The 16319-nt window shown below is 49.7% G+C and carries 16 protein-coding genes; 3 read left to right on the top strand and 13 right to left on the bottom strand.

Features of this window, described 5'->3' with window-relative positions; genetic code table 11:
* Nucleotides 1-86: 86 nt before the first annotated feature.
* The 3 genes from LA360_RS06160 to LA360_RS06170 form a co-directional block, all read right to left on the bottom strand.
* The gene (locus LA360_RS06160) at nucleotides 87-1334 is read right to left on the bottom strand and encodes a 6-phosphofructokinase (protein ID WP_022201286.1); all 1248 of its coding nucleotides are present in this window, start codon (nucleotides 1332-1334) and stop codon (nucleotides 87-89) included.
* 116 nt (nucleotides 1335-1450) lie between these two features.
* Complete coding sequence (locus LA360_RS06165) at nucleotides 1451-2053, bottom strand: histidine phosphatase family protein (RefSeq protein ID WP_022201287.1); 603 nt, start codon at nucleotides 2051-2053, stop codon at nucleotides 1451-1453.
* Nucleotides 2054-2080: 27 nt separating this feature from the next.
* Complete coding sequence (locus tag LA360_RS06170; RefSeq protein WP_022201288.1) at nucleotides 2081-2677, bottom strand: sigma-70 domain-containing protein; 597 nt, start codon at nucleotides 2675-2677, stop codon at nucleotides 2081-2083.
* Between the two features lie 152 nt (nucleotides 2678-2829).
* On the opposite strand from LA360_RS06170, the gene LA360_RS06175 reads away from it, so the two are divergent.
* On the top strand, nucleotides 2830-3705 hold the full coding sequence (locus LA360_RS06175) for a LysR family transcriptional regulator (protein WP_002583756.1): 876 nt from the start codon (nucleotides 2830-2832) through the stop codon (nucleotides 3703-3705).
* A gap of 22 nt (nucleotides 3706-3727) precedes the next feature.
* Here LA360_RS06175 and LA360_RS06180 read toward each other — a convergent pair whose 3' ends face one another.
* From LA360_RS06180 to LA360_RS06205, 6 genes are all read right to left on the bottom strand, one after another.
* Nucleotides 3728-6145 carry an ATP-dependent DNA helicase gene (locus LA360_RS06180; RefSeq protein ID WP_112482790.1) on the bottom strand — a complete coding sequence of 806 codons (2418 nt, stop codon included), beginning with the start codon at nucleotides 6143-6145 and terminating at the stop codon, nucleotides 3728-3730.
* Between the two features lie 138 nt (nucleotides 6146-6283).
* Nucleotides 6284-7564, bottom strand: coding sequence for a group II intron reverse transcriptase/maturase (gene ltrA, locus LA360_RS06185; RefSeq protein ID WP_002578445.1), 1281 nt, complete (start codon nucleotides 7562-7564; stop codon nucleotides 6284-6286).
* A 535-nt stretch (nucleotides 7565-8099) separates the two neighbouring features.
* The gene (locus LA360_RS06190; protein ID WP_022201290.1) at nucleotides 8100-8345 is read right to left on the bottom strand and encodes an HPr family phosphocarrier protein; all 246 of its coding nucleotides are present in this window, start codon (nucleotides 8343-8345) and stop codon (nucleotides 8100-8102) included.
* A gap of 325 nt (nucleotides 8346-8670) precedes the next feature.
* Nucleotides 8671-9909 (bottom strand): 6-phosphofructokinase, encoded by a 1239-nt coding sequence (locus LA360_RS06195; RefSeq protein ID WP_002583759.1) that lies wholly within the window; start codon nucleotides 9907-9909, stop codon nucleotides 8671-8673.
* A 43-nt stretch (nucleotides 9910-9952) separates the two neighbouring features.
* Entirely contained in the window at nucleotides 9953-10159 is a 207-nt protein-coding gene (locus LA360_RS06200) for a hypothetical protein (protein WP_022201291.1), read from the bottom strand.
* Nucleotides 10160-10403: 244 nt separating this feature from the next.
* Nucleotides 10404-10838: an NUMOD1 domain-containing DNA-binding protein gene (locus LA360_RS06205; protein WP_022201292.1), complete on the bottom strand. Its 435-nt coding sequence runs from the start codon at nucleotides 10836-10838 to the stop codon at nucleotides 10404-10406.
* A 291-nt stretch (nucleotides 10839-11129) separates the two neighbouring features.
* On the opposite strand from LA360_RS06205, the gene LA360_RS06210 reads away from it, so the two are divergent.
* A complete protein-coding gene (locus tag LA360_RS06210) occupies nucleotides 11130-11552 on the top strand; it encodes a bacteriohemerythrin (RefSeq protein ID WP_002583762.1) in 423 nt (140 codons plus the stop codon).
* A gap of 122 nt (nucleotides 11553-11674) precedes the next feature.
* On the opposite strand, the gene LA360_RS06215 is transcribed toward LA360_RS06210, so the two are convergent.
* From LA360_RS06215 to LA360_RS06225, 3 genes are all read right to left on the bottom strand, one after another.
* The gene (locus tag LA360_RS06215; protein WP_022201293.1) at nucleotides 11675-12853 is read right to left on the bottom strand and encodes a DUF4317 domain-containing protein; all 1179 of its coding nucleotides are present in this window, start codon (nucleotides 12851-12853) and stop codon (nucleotides 11675-11677) included.
* A 226-nt stretch (nucleotides 12854-13079) separates the two neighbouring features.
* The gene (locus LA360_RS06220) at nucleotides 13080-13265 is read right to left on the bottom strand and encodes a hypothetical protein (protein WP_166433714.1); all 186 of its coding nucleotides are present in this window, start codon (nucleotides 13263-13265) and stop codon (nucleotides 13080-13082) included.
* A gap of 42 nt (nucleotides 13266-13307) precedes the next feature.
* Nucleotides 13308-13505 carry a KH domain-containing protein gene (locus tag LA360_RS06225; RefSeq protein ID WP_225537731.1) on the bottom strand — a complete coding sequence of 66 codons (198 nt, stop codon included), beginning with the start codon at nucleotides 13503-13505 and terminating at the stop codon, nucleotides 13308-13310.
* A gap of 403 nt (nucleotides 13506-13908) precedes the next feature.
* Here LA360_RS06225 and LA360_RS06230 point away from each other — a divergent pair, with 403 nt between their 5' ends.
* Nucleotides 13909-14625 carry a DUF4397 domain-containing protein gene (locus LA360_RS06230; protein ID WP_225537343.1) on the top strand — a complete coding sequence of 239 codons (717 nt, stop codon included), beginning with the start codon at nucleotides 13909-13911 and terminating at the stop codon, nucleotides 14623-14625.
* A gap of 81 nt (nucleotides 14626-14706) precedes the next feature.
* Here LA360_RS06230 and LA360_RS06235 read toward each other — a convergent pair whose 3' ends face one another.
* The gene (locus tag LA360_RS06235; protein WP_022201296.1) at nucleotides 14707-16281 is read right to left on the bottom strand and encodes a GGDEF domain-containing protein; all 1575 of its coding nucleotides are present in this window, start codon (nucleotides 16279-16281) and stop codon (nucleotides 14707-14709) included.
* Between the last annotated feature and the right edge of the window lie 38 nt (nucleotides 16282-16319).

Raw genomic sequence — 16319 nt, forward strand, 5'->3', positions numbered from 1 at the left:
TTCACTTGCCGACAAATTAAGTATAAGAAGGGAATGTAAAATTTACCATCACAGTAAGGTATTAATTGTGTCAAAAGCCTGAATCTTTACTTCTTCTCCACATCCGTATAATACAAATGCCGGGGCAGCCCATCCGTCATAATCGGTGTCAGTTCCGCCTGAATCAGGGGCCGGATATAGTTCACGAATTCCTCGGTCACATAATCCCCCGCCTCATTGATCCACTCTCTGGGAACCTTTTTCTCCACATTGGCCACCTTATGTACATCGTAAATATCCGTTACGCAGACGTAAGGGTCGTCGGACACCCTCTTAAGAATGATCATCTTACCTGTCTCGCCCTCAAAGGCCTCCTTCACGGCAGCTCCTCCTACCTGGAAGGCTTCCGTAATATCCACCCTTGACACGATATGGGAGGCGCAGCGCTGAAGGGAATTAAACTCAATGGCCCTTGTCTTGCATCCCACTTCCCGGTTGATTTTCTCTGCCAGAAATCTGGCCGTGCCGGTGAGCTGCTTATGCCCGAAGGCGTCCACGAACTCAATGCCGTCTGTCAGCTCGCACACATACCGGCCGTCCGCCAGCTTCACTCCCTCGGATACGGCCGCCACCACCGATGCTTTCTTCTTATGGAGCTCCTCCACCTTCTTCATGAAGGAATCCACGTCAAAGGTCACCTCCGGAAGAAACAGCATGTCCGGCCCCTCACAGTCCTCTCCCTTTGCCAGGGCAGCTGCCCCTGTCAGCCATCCGGCGTTCCGTCCCATGATTTCCAGGATGGTCACGTTCTGCTGGTCATATACCAGGCCGTCCCGGATGACCTCCTTTGTGATGGCGCCGATATATTTGGCCGCGCTGCCGTATCCGGGGGTATGGTCCGTTGCCGCCAGGTCATTGTCAATGGTCTTAGGTACGCCCATGAAGCGAATCTTACTGCCGTTTAGCAGGGAATAGTCAGAAAGCTTCTTGATGGTATCCATGGAATCGTTGCCGCCGATATAGAAGAAATACTCAACCTCCAGCTTGTCCAGGATGGAGAATATCTTATCATATATATCCCGGTCGTCACATATCTCCGGCAGCTTGAAGCGGCAGGAACCCAGATACGCGGAGGGAGTTCTCTTCAAAAGCTCAATATCCAGATCTGACTTGATATGCTCCTCCAAATCCACATACCGCTCCTGCAGAAGTCCCTGTATGCCATGGAGCATGCCGTATACCTTCTTAGCTCCCCTGTCCTTGGCTGTTTTAAACACGCCGGCCAGGCTGGAATTAATCACCGCGGTGGGGCCCCCGGACTGCCCTACGATTACATTACCTCTTACCTCTGTCATAGAAATACCTCCTTTTAAGATTGTAAGCGCTTACATAGCTGCTCTTATTTTAATATATTCCCCCATGGAACGCAAGTGTTTCGGAAAGTGTTCCTCTAAAAATTATGTCAATATTTTCACATTAAATGGCTGCAGTCATTTAACCCCTCCAGACTGCACTGTCCGGTAACCGGGTCATATTCTATGGTGGTGATGCTGGCATTTCCCACCAGGATTTCCGCCGCGTCCGGCTGTCCTTCCAGGAGATGGACAATAAAATGGGCCAGCGTTCCCCCGTGGGCCACCACAGCCGTGTCCCCTTTCATCTCCCCCTTTATCCGCTCCCATGCTTTTTTACACCTGACATCCACCTGGTTCAGCGTCTCCCCGCCCGGAGGCGCCACTGTGGCCGGATGCTGCCACCATTCTTCGTACAGCTTTCGTTCCTTTGCCAATATATCCGATGCAGTCCTTCCCTCCCAGTCGCCGTATCCGATCTCCGCCAGTTCCGGCACGGGTATAACCGCCATCCCCTGGGCCCTGGCAAGGGTCTCTGCCGTCTCCATGGCCCGTATCTGGGGGCTGGAGTATATGGCGGTCACCGGACGTTTTTCCATTCCCTTTGCCAGCATCTCAGCCTGGCTGCGGCCGGCTGCGTTTAAGGGGATATCCTGCCTGCCCTGTATCTTTCCCTCTACGTTCCAGTCAGTCTGTCCATGGCGTATGATATAGAGTTTCATCTGTTTTTACCTCCTGCGTCCTGCGCCCTACAGGCCTTCCTCCAGATTCCAGCCATTCCTCACAGGATTGGGGCGTTCTTCCTCATCCCGGCCCGAAGCCGCTGCCTGGCCTTCCCCATTGACGGTCAGGGCATCCAGGGCCAGCTTCATGATGTCCTTCACCTCATCCTCAGTCATCTTCATTTTAGCGGAAAGCTCCTCCAGGGTCGCCTCCCTGCCTAACTCCTTCGCCAGAACCTGGGACACGGTCTGGAGCACATTGACCCTGGCTGCCATGGTCTCCTCAATCTGGTTCTCTGTCCTCTGCTCCTCCAGGGCCAGTTCCACACTTTCCTTCACGCGGCGGGTCATGAGTTCATTCCAGGGTTCGCTGCCATCGTACTCTATGGCGGCCAGCATCAGGGCCGTATTGGCCTCCTGGACCAAATCGGATAAGGGCAGCTCGCTGTCCCCGTATTCCCGTACCATCTCAAGCACCTCCCTCAGGCACCCCTCCACCAGGCGGCTGCGGGCCCCTGCGTCGCCCCTGGCTGTTCCCTCAAGGACGGAATTCATTTCATCCCTGTCAAGCGGTGTAATGTCTCCCATCTCTTCCAGATACATATCAAAAAAATCGTGTTCCATCTTGTCTCTATCCTTTCAATTTTCCAGAATTTCATGTTCCATTCATAATCCTTAATAGGATAATCCAAAGCAAACCATAAGTCAAGTTTCCCTCTTTACAAAGCCCCGGCAATCGTGATAAGATATGCTTAGTTTATAAGGAGGACTTAATAATGGATATTAACTATGAACTTTATAAGGTATTTTATCATGTGGCGGTAACGCTGAGCTTTTCCGAGGCTTCCAAGCAGCTCTTTATCTCCCAGTCTGCCGTAAGCCAGTCCATTAAAGTCCTGGAGAAAAAGCTTAACCAGCCCCTGTTTATCCGGAGCACCAAGAAAGTACAGCTCACCCCGGAAGGGGAGATTCTCTTAAAACATATTGAACCTGCCATGAATCTCATTAAAAAAGGAGAAAACCAGCTGCTGGAGGCCCATACCCTAAACGGCGGACAGCTGCGCATCGGAGCCAGCGACACCATCTGCCGCTACTATCTGGTCCCCTATCTGAACCGTTTCCACAAGGAATTCCCAAACATCCATATCAAGGTCATCAACCAGACTTCCATTGAATGTGCAAAGTTCCTGGAAAACGGACAGGCCGACTTTATCGTTGCAAACTATCCCAATTCCGCCCTGGCCGGCAGCATGAATACCAGAGTTATCAATGAATTCCACGATGTGTTCGTGGCCAGCCGCAGCGCCTTTCCCCTGGAGGGTTCCAGAATGTCCCTGGAGGAGCTGCTGCGTTATCCCATCATGATGCTGGACCGCAAGAGCACCACCAGCGAGTTTCTTCATCAGGTATTCCAGAAAAGCCAGCTGGACCTGGTGCCGGAAATCGAATTGTCCAGCAACGACCTGCTCATCGACCTGGCCCGCATCGGCCTTGGAATCGCCTTTGTCCCTGATTTCTGTATCCCCCAAAATGATGAGGAGCTGTTTATCCTGGATTTGAAGGAACAGCTTCCCTCCCGCCAGATGATGGTGGCATACAATGAAAGCCTTCCCGTATCCCAGGCAGCCAGACAGTTCATGGATATGTTATAGGAAGCGGACGTTTAAAAGACCGCTATTTTGTTCCGTCCCAAAACGCCCTCACGGCCTGGTCCACGTTGTAGCGGTTGACCACGGTGTAGGTCCCCCATTCCCTCGGAAACAGGGCCACGTATTCCGGGCGAAGGAACCGGTCGTCTAACAGAGCGATGATTCCCCTGTCGCGGATGGTCCTGATAACCCGCCCGGCTGCCTGCATCACCTTGTTCATTCCCGGATACTGGTACGCATAGTCAAAGCCATGTTCCCCTTGCTCATCGAAATATTCCTTTAGAATCTCCTGCTCCGTGTTCACCTGGGGCAGTCCGGTTCCAATGATCACAGCGCCGATAAGGCGCTCTTCTTTTAAGTCGATTCCCTCTGAAAAAATCCCTCCCATGACGCACAGCGCTGCCATGGAACAATCCCGTTCCTCCTCAAAGCTTTGCAGCAACGCCTCCCTGTCCTCCTCCGTCATATGGTTTGTCTGGGCATTCCAGATAAAAGAAAGGGCCCCTGACGCCTCCCTGGCAGCCAGAATATCCTCTATGGCGTGGAGATACTGGTAAGAGGGACAGAATACCATATAATTCCCCTTTTTTCCTTCCACGACCCGGCATATATAGTCCACAATCTTCTCATACTCGGAAGGCCCCCTGCGGCTGTAGCGGCTGCTGACATCACTGGCAGCCAGCACCATGCGGTTTTCCTGGGGAAAGGGTGACTTTGCGTAGACAGCGTATTCCTCCTGGTTACCGCTTAAAAGTTCCTTATAGTACTGGATGGGAAGAAGGGTGGCTGAGAAAAACAGGGTGCTGACGCCCTTGTCCAGGCATTCCTTCAGATTCGCGGCCGGGTTGATGCACAGAAGCTTTACCATAAAGCTGCCGTCCGTGAGAATCTGGTCATATATCCTGTAATGTTCGTCCAGCCTGTCATACACATACAGGAAATCCCGGACCGCAAAGTAGAACTCCAGCACCAGTTCCCTGTCCGGAAACTCTATATTCTCATTCATAAAGGTTTCCAGTTCCCCGAACATGGTCATCAGATTCAGGGCCAGGGCATTCACATCCGGCAGCAGCTCGTAGGTGCTTCCCAGAACAGTCCTGCGCCCGCCCTCATCCACGCCGTAGGAACGCTTTAATTCCAGGAACCTCTGGTTGCACTTATCCAGCTGGGCAATGACCTTTCCCGATCCGGTCTGTGTCTTTAAAATACGTTTTGTCAGTAGCACATCCTCCTTTATGAGGCTGGCGCTGTACATCTCCCTGGCCCTGGGCACCAGGTTATGGGCCTCATCCACCAGAAACAGGTAGCCCTGGCCCGGCTCCCCCTGGTCAAAATACCGTTTCAGTCTTACATTGGGGTCAAATACATAATTGTAATCGCATATGATGCCGTCCACCCAGTTGCTGATATCCAGACAGAATTCAAAGGGACATATCTGATATCTCTGGGCATATTCCAGCACCTTGTCCCTGGTGATGCCGTCCACCTCCTGGATGATTTCATAGACAGCGTCATTGACCCGGTCGTAATGGCCCTTGGCCCTGGGACATGCCTGGGGATTGCAGTCCGGCTTTTCCATGACGCAGAGCTTTTCCTTGGCTGTGATGGTAACTGTATTAAAATAGAGATGTCCCTCCCGCCTTAAAATGGAGAATGCTTCCTCCGCCACGCTCCTGGTAATGGTCTTGGCGGTCAGGTAAAACAGCTTCTCGCCATGGCCCTCACCCATGGCCTTCAGACTGGGGTAGATGGTGGACAGGGTTTTCCCCACTCCGGTAGGCGCCTGGATGAACAGGTTGCGCTTTCTGGCAATGGATCGGTACACATTCCCAGCCAGCTCCTTCTGTCCTTCCCTGTAGGGATAAGGAAAGGGCAGCTCCTTTAAGCACTCCTGGCGGCGTATCCCGTGGTGATACAGGTATCTGGCCCATTTGACATACTCATGAATCAGCCCCTCAAACCATGATTTCAGCTCCTCAAAGCTTCTGACCTCCTTAAAACGACGGATTTCCTCTGTCTCTATATTACAGTAGGTAATCTGGATGCCGACGGAATCCAGTTCATTTTGGATGCTGTAAAACCAGCCGTAGCACAGGGCCTGGGCCAAATGGACCGGTTCCGGTTCTTCCAGCCTGGATACATCCATATAGATACACTTAATCTCATCAATGGTAACTCCGGCAGGCTCGGTGATGATTCCGTCCGCCCTTCCCTCCACCAGGATATCGAACATGTCCTCCTGCACCTGATACCGCAGCATCACCTCGGAACGGTAGGAGGCTCCCATACGTTTCTGAATCTTCCGGTGCAGCCTGCTGCCGGCCTGCATGGCCTCCTTCTTGGCCCCTGCCGTCCTCCGGTTGTCCAGATCCCCGCTTCTCATTACAAACTCCACCAGATTCCGCACCGAAATGCGTATCTGAGGCTGTGAATGATTCCCCAACTCTTTCTTCCTCCCCTGTCCATTCCATATATAATATAGGGTATCATAACATAATCGAGTAGGAGGAAGGCGATTATTTCGCCTTCCGACCTCTCACACCACCGTACGTACCGTTCGGTATACGGCGGTTCAATCAACTTAACATGTAACAGCCTTTTCGGCGTAGTAGTCTTCCATGGATACAAGACCAAACTTAGCTAGTCTCTCTTTACTGATACAAATGTGGAGATTCCAGCTTCTGCACACTCTGGCATATCCTTTGGCATATGAAATGCCATGTGCCGCATTTGGCGGCAGACCAAGTTTGATAAGATTCTTTTCCCTGTTCTTTGGCGTTTTCCAGTGTTTCCATATGCACATGCGCAGTCGATACCGAATCTGTCCGTCCATTTTTGCGCACAGCCTTTTCATGCTTCCGATTTTGAAATAATTTATCCACCCTCGGATAAGCCGGTTGAGTTTCCCAATTTTATAACCATTGCCCACTCCCCAGCTCCTGCTTGTATATTTCTTCATCTGCGCCTTGAACTTTGCTGCCGCTTTCGGGTGTGGTCTGGCTTTGTACCCTTTGGCAAATGAGTCATAGTAAAATCCAAACCCCAGATACTTAATGCCCTTTGGTTTATCAACCCTGCTCTTTTCCGCGTTCACTTTCAGTCCAAGCTTTTCCTCTATAAACCGAGCCACGCTCTTCATTACCCGCTCTGCCGCCTGTCTGCTCCCGACCATTATAATAAGGTCATCTGCATACCGGACGAAATCCAGCCTCCTTGCTTCCAGTTCTTTGTCCAGCTCATTTAACATGATATTTGCTAACAGCGGCGAGATATTTCCACCCTGCGGTGTGCCGACTACCGTATCTTCATACTCATCATCAATCATTACGCCGCTGACCAGAATCTTTCTTACCACCGATATGACATCTCCGTCCTTTATTGTCCGTCCGAAAATCGTCATCAGCTTGTCATGGTCTACTGTGTCAAAGAATTTCGCTAGGTCGATATCCACTATCCAGTTGTGTCCGTCATTCATCATTTCCAATGCTTTAAGGACTGCCTGCTGTGCACACCGCTTGGGTCTGAATCCATAGCTGTGGTCGTGAAACTGCTCCTCAAATATCGGGGTAAGCACCTGTGCCACCGCCTGCTGTACAAAGCGGTCTACTGCTGTTGGCACTCCAAGATTTCTTGTACCACCATCGGGTTTGGGTATCTCCACCCTGCGGACTGGCTTCGGCTTATACTTCCTCGTCCGCAACTGTTCCTTAATGTTTTCGCCGTTTTCCGAAAGATATGCGCCAAGTTCTTCAACGGTCATCCCGTCCACGCCTGCCGCTCCTTTATTCCTTACGACTTGCAGATACGCCGCATTTAGATTATCCCTGCTTAATATCTGCTCCATGAGACTGCTTGTGTCCATGCGTTGTTTCCTTTCTGCCCCTTTTGCCTTTGCCGCCTTTGAAGTCATCGACAGGCGTATGCTCCGGCTACGAAGTGGAACGTACTTCAACTGATTGATTGTTCAGCCCTTCGCTCCGTCCCCATTACAGGAACTTCCTCACTACTATGGCTTCTGCTGACTTCTCACAATTCGTTGTTACTACGGCTAATGAGACCGCCTGTGAGACCTCCCCAGTTAAGGTGCGTGTTCTTTTCCTCCATGTACCTGCCGCATTTACTCGTACTTCCGGCAACCTTTTGGACTTCAGTGCCTTTTGCCACCTTATCCGTATTTCCGAGCCTTATATGCGGTTCCTGTCCGTCAGGTCAGAGGTTTGCTTACAGCTTCTTTCAGATTCCGTCTCACGGCGGACACCCTTGCTGTTCGGCTATGTGCTTCGTTGTTGCCTACGCGCACTTGGGACTTTCACCCATTAGAAAACGCCCATGCTGGGCAAACAAAAGAGGCGGATTGCAAACAGGTGTTCGCAATCCGCCTCTTAATCCGCGCCTCATCAGGCAGCGCTTGCATTGGCTTCAGGAGAAACGGTTTCCAGATACTCCTCAAATCCCTGGTTTTCGCCGTTAAACTGAACGGTTAGAATCCGGGTCAGGTCTAAGCTCAGCACTCCAAGAATGGACTTTGCATCAATGGTTACACGGTTATAGAATACATCAATATCAAAGTCACACTTTGTAGCCTCATCAACGAACCTTTTTGCCTCAGCCATTGTCGGTAACATGATTTTCTTTTCTTTCATAGTCAAAACTCCTTTTTTGAGACATCCCTGTCCTGTCAGGTTACAGGAAGGAACCGTCCAACAGATACCAATTAAAAGTGGTTGAAATATATATATCACTATTATATTCAATTGTCAAATTTCCTTTCATGCCTTGTACATGAAAAAATACAAGCTTTCGTTGTGCAATTATTCCATTATTTGCCTTTCGGACGCTTTTCCTTTATCAAAACTTAAGGGCGGTTCCCCATTTTTCTGGGAACCGCCCTGATTCTTTTCCGTTGTGGCAGGTATTTTTTATGTGATTTTTAACTGTTTCATAGAAAATATAGGCCCCCTCCGCTTCCTACCGCTTAAGAACAAGGTGCTGCGGAAGGCCGTTTACCATAAATGGCTGGTAATCTCCCTGGATTAAAGGCTCCACATAACTGACAAATTCCTGGGTCACATAGCTTCCGTCCTTGTTGACCCAGCTCCTGGGCACCGTCTTTTCATTATTGGCAATTTTGTGCACGTCATATATGCCGGCCGCGCTCATATAGGGGTCGTCGGAAACCCGGTCAATGACCACCATCTTGCCCGTATCTCCCTCATCCGCCGCCTTGACGGCCGCGCCTCCTACCATGAATGCCTCGTTGATATCCACCCTTGAGGCCACATGGGAAGCGCTCCTCTGCAGGGTGGAGAGTTCCACGGACCTGGTCTTGCACCCCAGCTCACCAGCCAGGAAACCGGCCAGATAATCCGCTGTCCCGGCCAGCTGCTTGTGTCCAAAGGCGTCCACATAATCGCTTCCCCCGGACAGCTGGCACACATACCGCCCGTCCGGCACCCTGATTCCCTCAGATACCGCAATGACAATGGACGGCTTCTTCTGAATCAGTTCCTTACATTTCTTGAGGAATTTCTCGATGTCAAAGGGTATCTCAGGCAGATAAATCAAATCCGGTCCGCAGCAGTCCTCTGTCTTAGCCAGGGCCGTGGAGCCGGTGAGCCATCCGGCGTTCCTTCCCATGCACTCCATGATGGTGATGGTCTTGCGGCGGTAGGATAAGCCCATGGCATCCCGGATCACCTCCTTGGTGGAGGTGGCTATGTACTTTGCCGCGCTTCCGAAACCAGGCGTATGGTCCGTGAGAGCCAGGTCATTGTCAATGGTTTTTGGAACGCCTAAGAACTTCTGGCCATGTCCCTTGACAATGGCATAATCGGACAGCTTCTTGATGGTATCCATGGAGTCATTGCCTCCGATATAGATAAAGACCTCAATATCCAGCTTATCCAGTATGGCAAATATCTTCTCATAAAATGCCGGGTTCTCATGAATATCCGGCAGCTTATACCGGCAGGAACCTAAGAATGCAGACGGAGTCCTCTTTAGGAGCTCAATATCCATATCCGAATGGATCTGGGTGGACAGGTCCACATACATCTCATCCAACAGTCCCTCAATGCCGTGAAGCATGCCGTATACTTTGTGGAATCCCCTCTCCTTCGCCGTCTTATAGACCCCTGCCAGGCTGGAATTAATGACTGAGGTAGGTCCCCCCGACTGTCCCACTATGATATTCCGTTTTTTCCCCATACAAAGTCCCCTTTCTTAATAATAATATAACATGGATTACGCTCTAATAATGACTGTCCCGCTCGTCAAATCCATCGTTCTCACCGTCCCCGTATCCTCCTATGAACTCTCTGGATGATACCCTCTTATTATCCCTTTCCTGCTCCACCAGACCGGACAGCTGCTCCTTCACATCCTCACAGTTTCTTATATTGCTGATGTCAAAGACCTTCATAGTCTTGTCGCTGCTGTCCGCATGGATGGTACCCAATCCCAGGAGCCTCTGTCTTAGGGATACAACTCCTCTTATTCATTATTGTACTATAAACTCATGCAAATTTCCAGAAATATCTTGCAAATATAATCAAATTTCTGCGGTTTTTTCTTTTATTTACAGACTTTCCGAACATACCGGAGCAATACCGGCAAAAACAAAAAACAGCCCAAATACCCGGACTGCTTTTTATCCTGTTTCCTGTGTCAATTTCTTCTATTAAAAACCGCGGTCTAATGCCCTACTGTTCCTGAACCTGAATATCATCCTCCATCTTCTCTTCCCATATGTAGCCTCCCGCTGTCTTCTGAGCTCCGCTGAGGGCACATGACAGGCTTCTGCGGCTGATTTTAAGACTCCGGCTGGCATGGGCAATGGAGAGGAATTCCCCAACGATTTCCCCGTCCAGATTCTTCTGGACCAGCGGACGCTTATCATGGTTTCCTATTTTGCTGATTAAATCTATTTCAATACTATCCTTCGGCGAATCTGCCAGTACCTTTCTCCAGACATAACCGCCGCCTGTCCTGCGTTCACCGTGGGCAGCTCTTGCGATGGAACCAATGGAAACCCCTGTCGCCTCATGGGCGGCCCTGGAGCTTTTATAATCTGCAATATAAACACCTTCTGTAGAATATTGACGATATACATAACCTGCACTAATTGTCCGACTCATCTGTATCTTCATCCTCCCATTATCTTATGATTGCCACGCGTATATAGTCATTATATCAACTATTGACTTTTTTGTCCAGACAACTTCTTACATGTATACCCACCCCTACATTAAGTGTATTCGGAGAGTCGAAGATATAGCCGAACTGGTTTCAATTATAATAAATTCTCCTACGAATTCAGTAATTTGTCCTTTTTGTTGCAAAAGTCATAGTATTTTCTCACTATCTGTGATAAATTATATATATCGAACACTCATTATATATATCAAACATTCAGGAGGTATTGGAATATGTACGCAGAATTTACAGACGATCTGGTAACAGGAAATGAGATGATTGATACCCAGCACAGGGAACTGATTAGCAAGATCAACGATCTATTAAAGAGCTGCGAGGAGCGCTCCAACCAGAGCGGCGCGGCCAGGATGTTAAACTTCCTTGCGGATTATACCGAGTACCATTTTAATGAAGAGGAAGCCCTCCAGCAATCCATAAATTATCCAGGTATCAAAGAACATAAGGAAAAGCACGAGGAACTGAAAAGAACTGTCCAGGAGCTTCACGAGATGCTGACAGAGGAAGAAGGCCCCACAGACGCATTCGTGGAAAAGGTTTCCGAAAAAGTCAGGGACTGGCTGTACTACCACATCCAGACCTTTGACCGCTCCGTGGCGGAATTCAAATTCATGCGTGATAATGCAGAGCGCATCTGATGGCCGCAGCATCCAAAAGCCGCCCCATACAATGACTGGGTATACGGGACGGCTTTTTCATTGCTTTTTCATTGCTTCTTCACTGCTTTTCCTGTCTCTGTCCATATATATCCGGACACGTTCTAAAAGGGCACCTGGGCATTTTCATCTTCGCCGTCATCCGTTTTCGGCGCAGCTACGGGACGTACCGTGATTCCATTGATCTCCACATGTTCATTGATGGCTATGACAATACAGGGCCGTCCATCAATCATGCGGTTCTCCACCAGATATGTCTTGTCCGGGGATACCTTAATGCTCACGTCCGGGGTCTTGATTTCAAAGCTCCTGGTGTTGACCACATTGGCTGCCACAAAGCTGGTGCCGGGGCCCTCCTCCACTTCTGCATATCTCTGTTCAAACTCCTCCAGCTTCTCAGGGGAGGCGCCGTTGGTCTCTAACAGCTTCTTCACCTGATACTTGTCCAGGGTCAGCGGGACCGGCTCGTCCTTTGTCTCCTCCACCAGCTCGCTCAGGTTCTCATGGATGTTCTTCACTGTCTCAAAATCGCAGTTTTCACCCAGTGTCTCCTCCACAATGGCCTGAAATGTCTCCTTCTGGCTCTTGGCAGACATGGGAATCACGCAGCCCAACAGCTCGTCGATCAGGGTATCCGGCAGCTCCTCCGGGTTCTTGGCATAGTACAAAAGGCTGTGTATATCCGTATTCCTGTCGTTAAAGGCAGGAAACAGAAAGCCCTGGACAGGCGCTTCCACCAGCCAGTCCCTGTCGCGGTTTTCAATGGTATTTGTAAGGCTGTTGTAGCACAGTCCGGCTTTAGAAAGCTTGACGGGACAGATGGTGCACTGTATAAATTCGTATACATAATCCGACGCGTCAAACATCTCAGTGCCGTCCGTTGCCTTGGCCGGGATATCGTAGGCACAGTGGATAAGGATGATATAATAATTTTCGCCATAGTCATAGGCCGCGATGACCTTGTCATAGAACTCCTCCAGTATGGCGTCATCCTTTAACTGGCTGTCCCTGAGCTTTAAGAGAAAATTCTGGGTACCGCCCTCTGCCTCCGTATGTAAAGGAAACTCCATATTAATCAGGTTCTTTCCGACGGTCCCGGAAAGGGCGTTTCTGAAAATGGTAAAATATTTAAAGGCCTCTTCTTCCTGAAGAGAGAGGAATGCCTCCTTAAGCTCCGTCTTTTTATTTTTCTCCGAGTCCACATAGCAGCCGCAGATACGGGTGATGGCGCAGCCCGCAGGCGTAAACAATTTCTTGATTTCATTTGCTTCTTTCTTATTCATGAACCAGTCTCTCCTAATCTCAAGTCTAATCTGAAATTCCATTTAAATAGTAGACCAGATTTCCCCGGAAGTCAATAGTCCCGTATCCGGCAGGCAGACACCCGCGTCCGCTGGCAGACGAAAAAAGGGCTGGTACCGCAGCCACAGACATACGGTACATCCCATTTTCCATTATATTCTATACATCTTATTCGCTTACCGCCCCAGCAATATCTCCACTGTCTCCCTAAGGGCGGCATCCTCCCCTACATTTCCCGGAAATATCACATATTGAGATTCCTCCCATTACCTTTACCAGGGAGGCCGCTGTGCGAAGCAGGTACCGTTTTCCCTGCTCCATGGCCTCGCAGAGAGCCAGGGCAAAGACCTTTAAGCTGCCGTACCACAAAGCCGTCACTGTTTTCAAACACACGGTTAAAGGCAATAAGAGGCACCCACGCCTCCTTGCATGCCTTCACAATCGGCTCTGTCTGCTTGGCATCCACTGCCTGGCAGATAATGGCCTGGCTTCTTTCGCCATTTCCGGCAGCAGGCGCATTGGCTCTTCCGCCTCTTTGCCCGCGGCCCCAGAGCTGCCGCTTCCCCTCTGCGCATTGCCGCTTCCCCTCAAGACGCATCCCGCCATCATTGTCACTGCCAGCAAAACACACACCATTTTTTCCTAAAAAATAAACTTTGATACGTTTCTCTTTTTTGTGCACTTTTTAATTTATTTGAAAGCGGGATTCATTTCCGTGACAATCGGATAAAACTGCATGAATATGCAGCGTCAGATACAATTAAAATGACCAGTCGGGGAACTGGTCATTTTAGGAGAAGGTATTTCGTTTCTTATGGGGTGTAGCAAAAACTATATAATGTATTGGGGGGTTACGTCTATTATAATAGCATAGGGGAACAAAAAAGTCTGCCCAAAGTTTTGTCAGAAGGAAACTTTATTTTGTGCATTTTGTGTTCCTCCTGCCAGATGATGATGAAACATGTCCTTGTATTCCGAAAATCAAGCCTCTCCGCACATAATCTTTTTCCACGCATATGATATGGCAAAGCATATTATGAAAGGTTACCTTATGTATAACGATAATTACTATCCGTCCATGGCAGAGGATGACATCACTTCAGCCGCTGCATATTCCGAATATGATTCTGAGCCTTACACCCCCGATGAATGGCTAAACTCCCAGGAAACCACCCCCATTCTTCCTCTTCCGGAAGATGGAAGCGACTGGTCAGACCAGGAGAATGATTTTGACATGCAGGACAGGGCTGCCAGTCCCATGCAGGCAATGCCCAGGCGCCCTATGCCCGACAGGCCGGTTGCCCCGCTTCCTGACAGACCCGGACGGCCTGACAGGCCGGTTCCTCCTATGCCCGACAGACCCGGACGGCCTAACAGGCCCGTTCCGCCCAGACCCACCCCGCCAAGACCCGTTCCGCCCGTACGCCCAGACTGGTCCTGGAACTGGGGTACAATCCTGCCAGGCATTGTTCTTCCTCTCTCTCCCGCCCGCGTCAGATTCTACAATGCTGCGGTCCGCGGACCGATTCAGATCTACGTGAACAACCGCCTGGTGGTGTCCAATCTAAACTTTTTGAATTACTCCCGCATATACAATGTTATTCCCGGGCGCTACCGCATTACGGTCTACCGGGGCAACGACATGCGCTCGCCTCTGGTGGATACCTGGATGAGCTTCCAGCAGAATCAGGACTACACAGTTGCCCTGGTTGGCTCAGGCTCCAATTTCCAGCTTCAGACATTCTCTTTCTAACCATGGACTGAGCATTGCTCAGGAGCGCTGCAATGAATATTATTTGTTTCATTGCAGCGCCCCTGCATTATGGCACAGCCATCATAGTTCAATGTAATTGATTTCTATATCGGAAAAAATCCATAAGGTTTCCTTGCCTGCGCTGTCATAGTGATAAAATTTGAGGATTCTCAGCCTCAGCCGGCTCCCATCCTTTTTCCGGTATGTAAAATCAGGTATCTCATCTCCCTCCAGCATAGCTTCAAGGCGGCTGTAATCACAGCAGAGCTCAAATAACGAAGCATATTGGGGTTCCACCATTCTGTCTGCATACAGCAGCAGGGCCCCGCTATATTTGTCACCACATTCCTCCAGCATTTCCTGAAAATAGGAAGGTATAAAGATCTGCCGCACTGTATCCGTCTCCAGATTCACAAAGAACACACCCTCAAACACAGGAGCCAGAATGCTGAGAAACCGGTCCGCGTCCTTTTTCTCTGATATAAGCCGTTCCATATACTGGTTCAGTTCACGCTTCTGCCGTTCTCCCCCCTTAGAAGAGTAAAAGCCCCTCTTATTCTCCTGCATGGCTCTCTCTGCCTTTTGGATCACGTCCTCAATGTCAAGAGCAGACTCCCGCCATTCCAGTCCTGTGGAGAGGAAAAAGCCAGCCTCCTCCGTCCGCCTGCGGACCTGCTCTGTCCTGTGCTCCAGGTCCCCGCGTCCCACATTTTTACACAGAATAACAAACTCATCTCCTCCAATACGAAAAATATCCTGGGAATCAAAATACTCCTGGAAGATGTCCGATATGGTTTTAAGCATCTGGTCTCCTGCCTGATGCCCCAGGTGATTGTTAATCTCATGCAGTCCGTTTACATCAATATAAATACAGCCAAGAGTCCCGCACCCCTGCTTATCAAATTCAAAAGCCTGAATTGTCTTTTTAAAACGGTTTCTGTTTCCAAGATTTGTCAGGGCATCTGATAGAGCCTCACGGCTCAGCATCTGATTGGCGGCTTCAATCTGCCGGTACTGTCTGCGGATAATGATTTCATTTCGTTTGGCCTGCAATTTAGAGTTATACAGGCTGGCTGCAACGGCCGCCGCGGCCAGGGTTGGAAACAGGCTGTTCATCAGGTTATTGAAGCTGTTATCCAAACCGGCCGGATCCGGAAAACAGGGAAGCAGGCCATTGAGCAATATAAAGTCCGCCAGAAACAAAAGCGCCGCCTGCCAAGGCTTCATCATGGACATGATTGCTAGAATCAAAACAACATAATTATAAACAGTAAGTCCATTCCCTCCCAGCTGGTCATTGAGAGTAACGGCCACCCCCCACAGGCTGAAAAACCCAAGAAATACAGCCTCTGCCCTAAAATACAGGCGGTAATCCGCCTGCTTCTTCCTGTCAATCCATGTTTCCAGCCATGTGACGCCTGCTGCTGCCAGTATAAGGACCAGGTACAGAACAAAATATGTCACTCTGCGGGGTTTGGCAAAGGGCCCGCCCGGCCGCATGGATATGGAAATAACCATCACACATTCAAACATAATAATAAGTATGTGAAAAAGGAAATTCCTTTTGACCACGTCACCATGCAAGGCACGGATTACCTCGTCAAAATCCGGGAAATCCGGAATGACTCCCAGAAATTGTTTCAATCTGCTCCACATCTATATTCCTCCTGCCCCGCATGTTTTCGTGTTTTTTT

The organism is Enterocloster clostridioformis (assembly GCF_020297485.1).
GTDB lineage: Bacteria > Bacillota > Clostridia > Lachnospirales > Lachnospiraceae > Enterocloster > Enterocloster clostridioformis.

What these genes read in the sequence shown, in the direction of transcription:
- LA360_RS06160 (WP_022201286.1), bottom strand. Translation starts at nt 1,334, where the DNA reads ATGACAGAGGTAAGAGGTAATGTAATCGTAGGGCAGTCCGGGGGCCCC.
- LA360_RS06165 (WP_022201287.1), bottom strand. Translation starts at nt 2,053, where the DNA reads ATGAAACTCTATATCATACGCCATGGACAGACTGACTGGAACGTAGAG.
- LA360_RS06170 (WP_022201288.1), bottom strand. Translation starts at nt 2,677, where the DNA reads ATGGAACACGATTTTTTTGATATGTATCTGGAAGAGATGGGAGACATT.
- LA360_RS06175 (WP_002583756.1), top strand. Translation starts at nt 2,830, where the DNA reads ATGGATATTAACTATGAACTTTATAAGGTATTTTATCATGTGGCGGTA.
- ltrA (WP_002578445.1), bottom strand. Translation starts at nt 7,564, where the DNA reads ATGGACACAAGCAGTCTCATGGAGCAGATATTAAGCAGGGATAATCTA.
- LA360_RS06190 (WP_022201290.1), bottom strand. Translation starts at nt 8,345, where the DNA reads ATGAAAGAAAAGAAAATCATGTTACCGACAATGGCTGAGGCAAAAAGG.
- LA360_RS06195 (WP_002583759.1), bottom strand. Translation starts at nt 9,909, where the DNA reads ATGGGGAAAAAACGGAATATCATAGTGGGACAGTCGGGGGGACCTACC.
- LA360_RS06205 (WP_022201292.1), bottom strand. Translation starts at nt 10,838, where the DNA reads ATGAGTCGGACAATTAGTGCAGGTTATGTATATCGTCAATATTCTACA.
- LA360_RS06210 (WP_002583762.1), top strand. Translation starts at nt 11,130, where the DNA reads ATGTACGCAGAATTTACAGACGATCTGGTAACAGGAAATGAGATGATT.
- LA360_RS06215 (WP_022201293.1), bottom strand. Translation starts at nt 12,853, where the DNA reads ATGAATAAGAAAGAAGCAAATGAAATCAAGAAATTGTTTACGCCTGCG.
- LA360_RS06230 (WP_225537343.1), top strand. Translation starts at nt 13,909, where the DNA reads ATGAAAGGTTACCTTATGTATAACGATAATTACTATCCGTCCATGGCA.
- LA360_RS06235 (WP_022201296.1), bottom strand. Translation starts at nt 16,281, where the DNA reads ATGTGGAGCAGATTGAAACAATTTCTGGGAGTCATTCCGGATTTCCCG.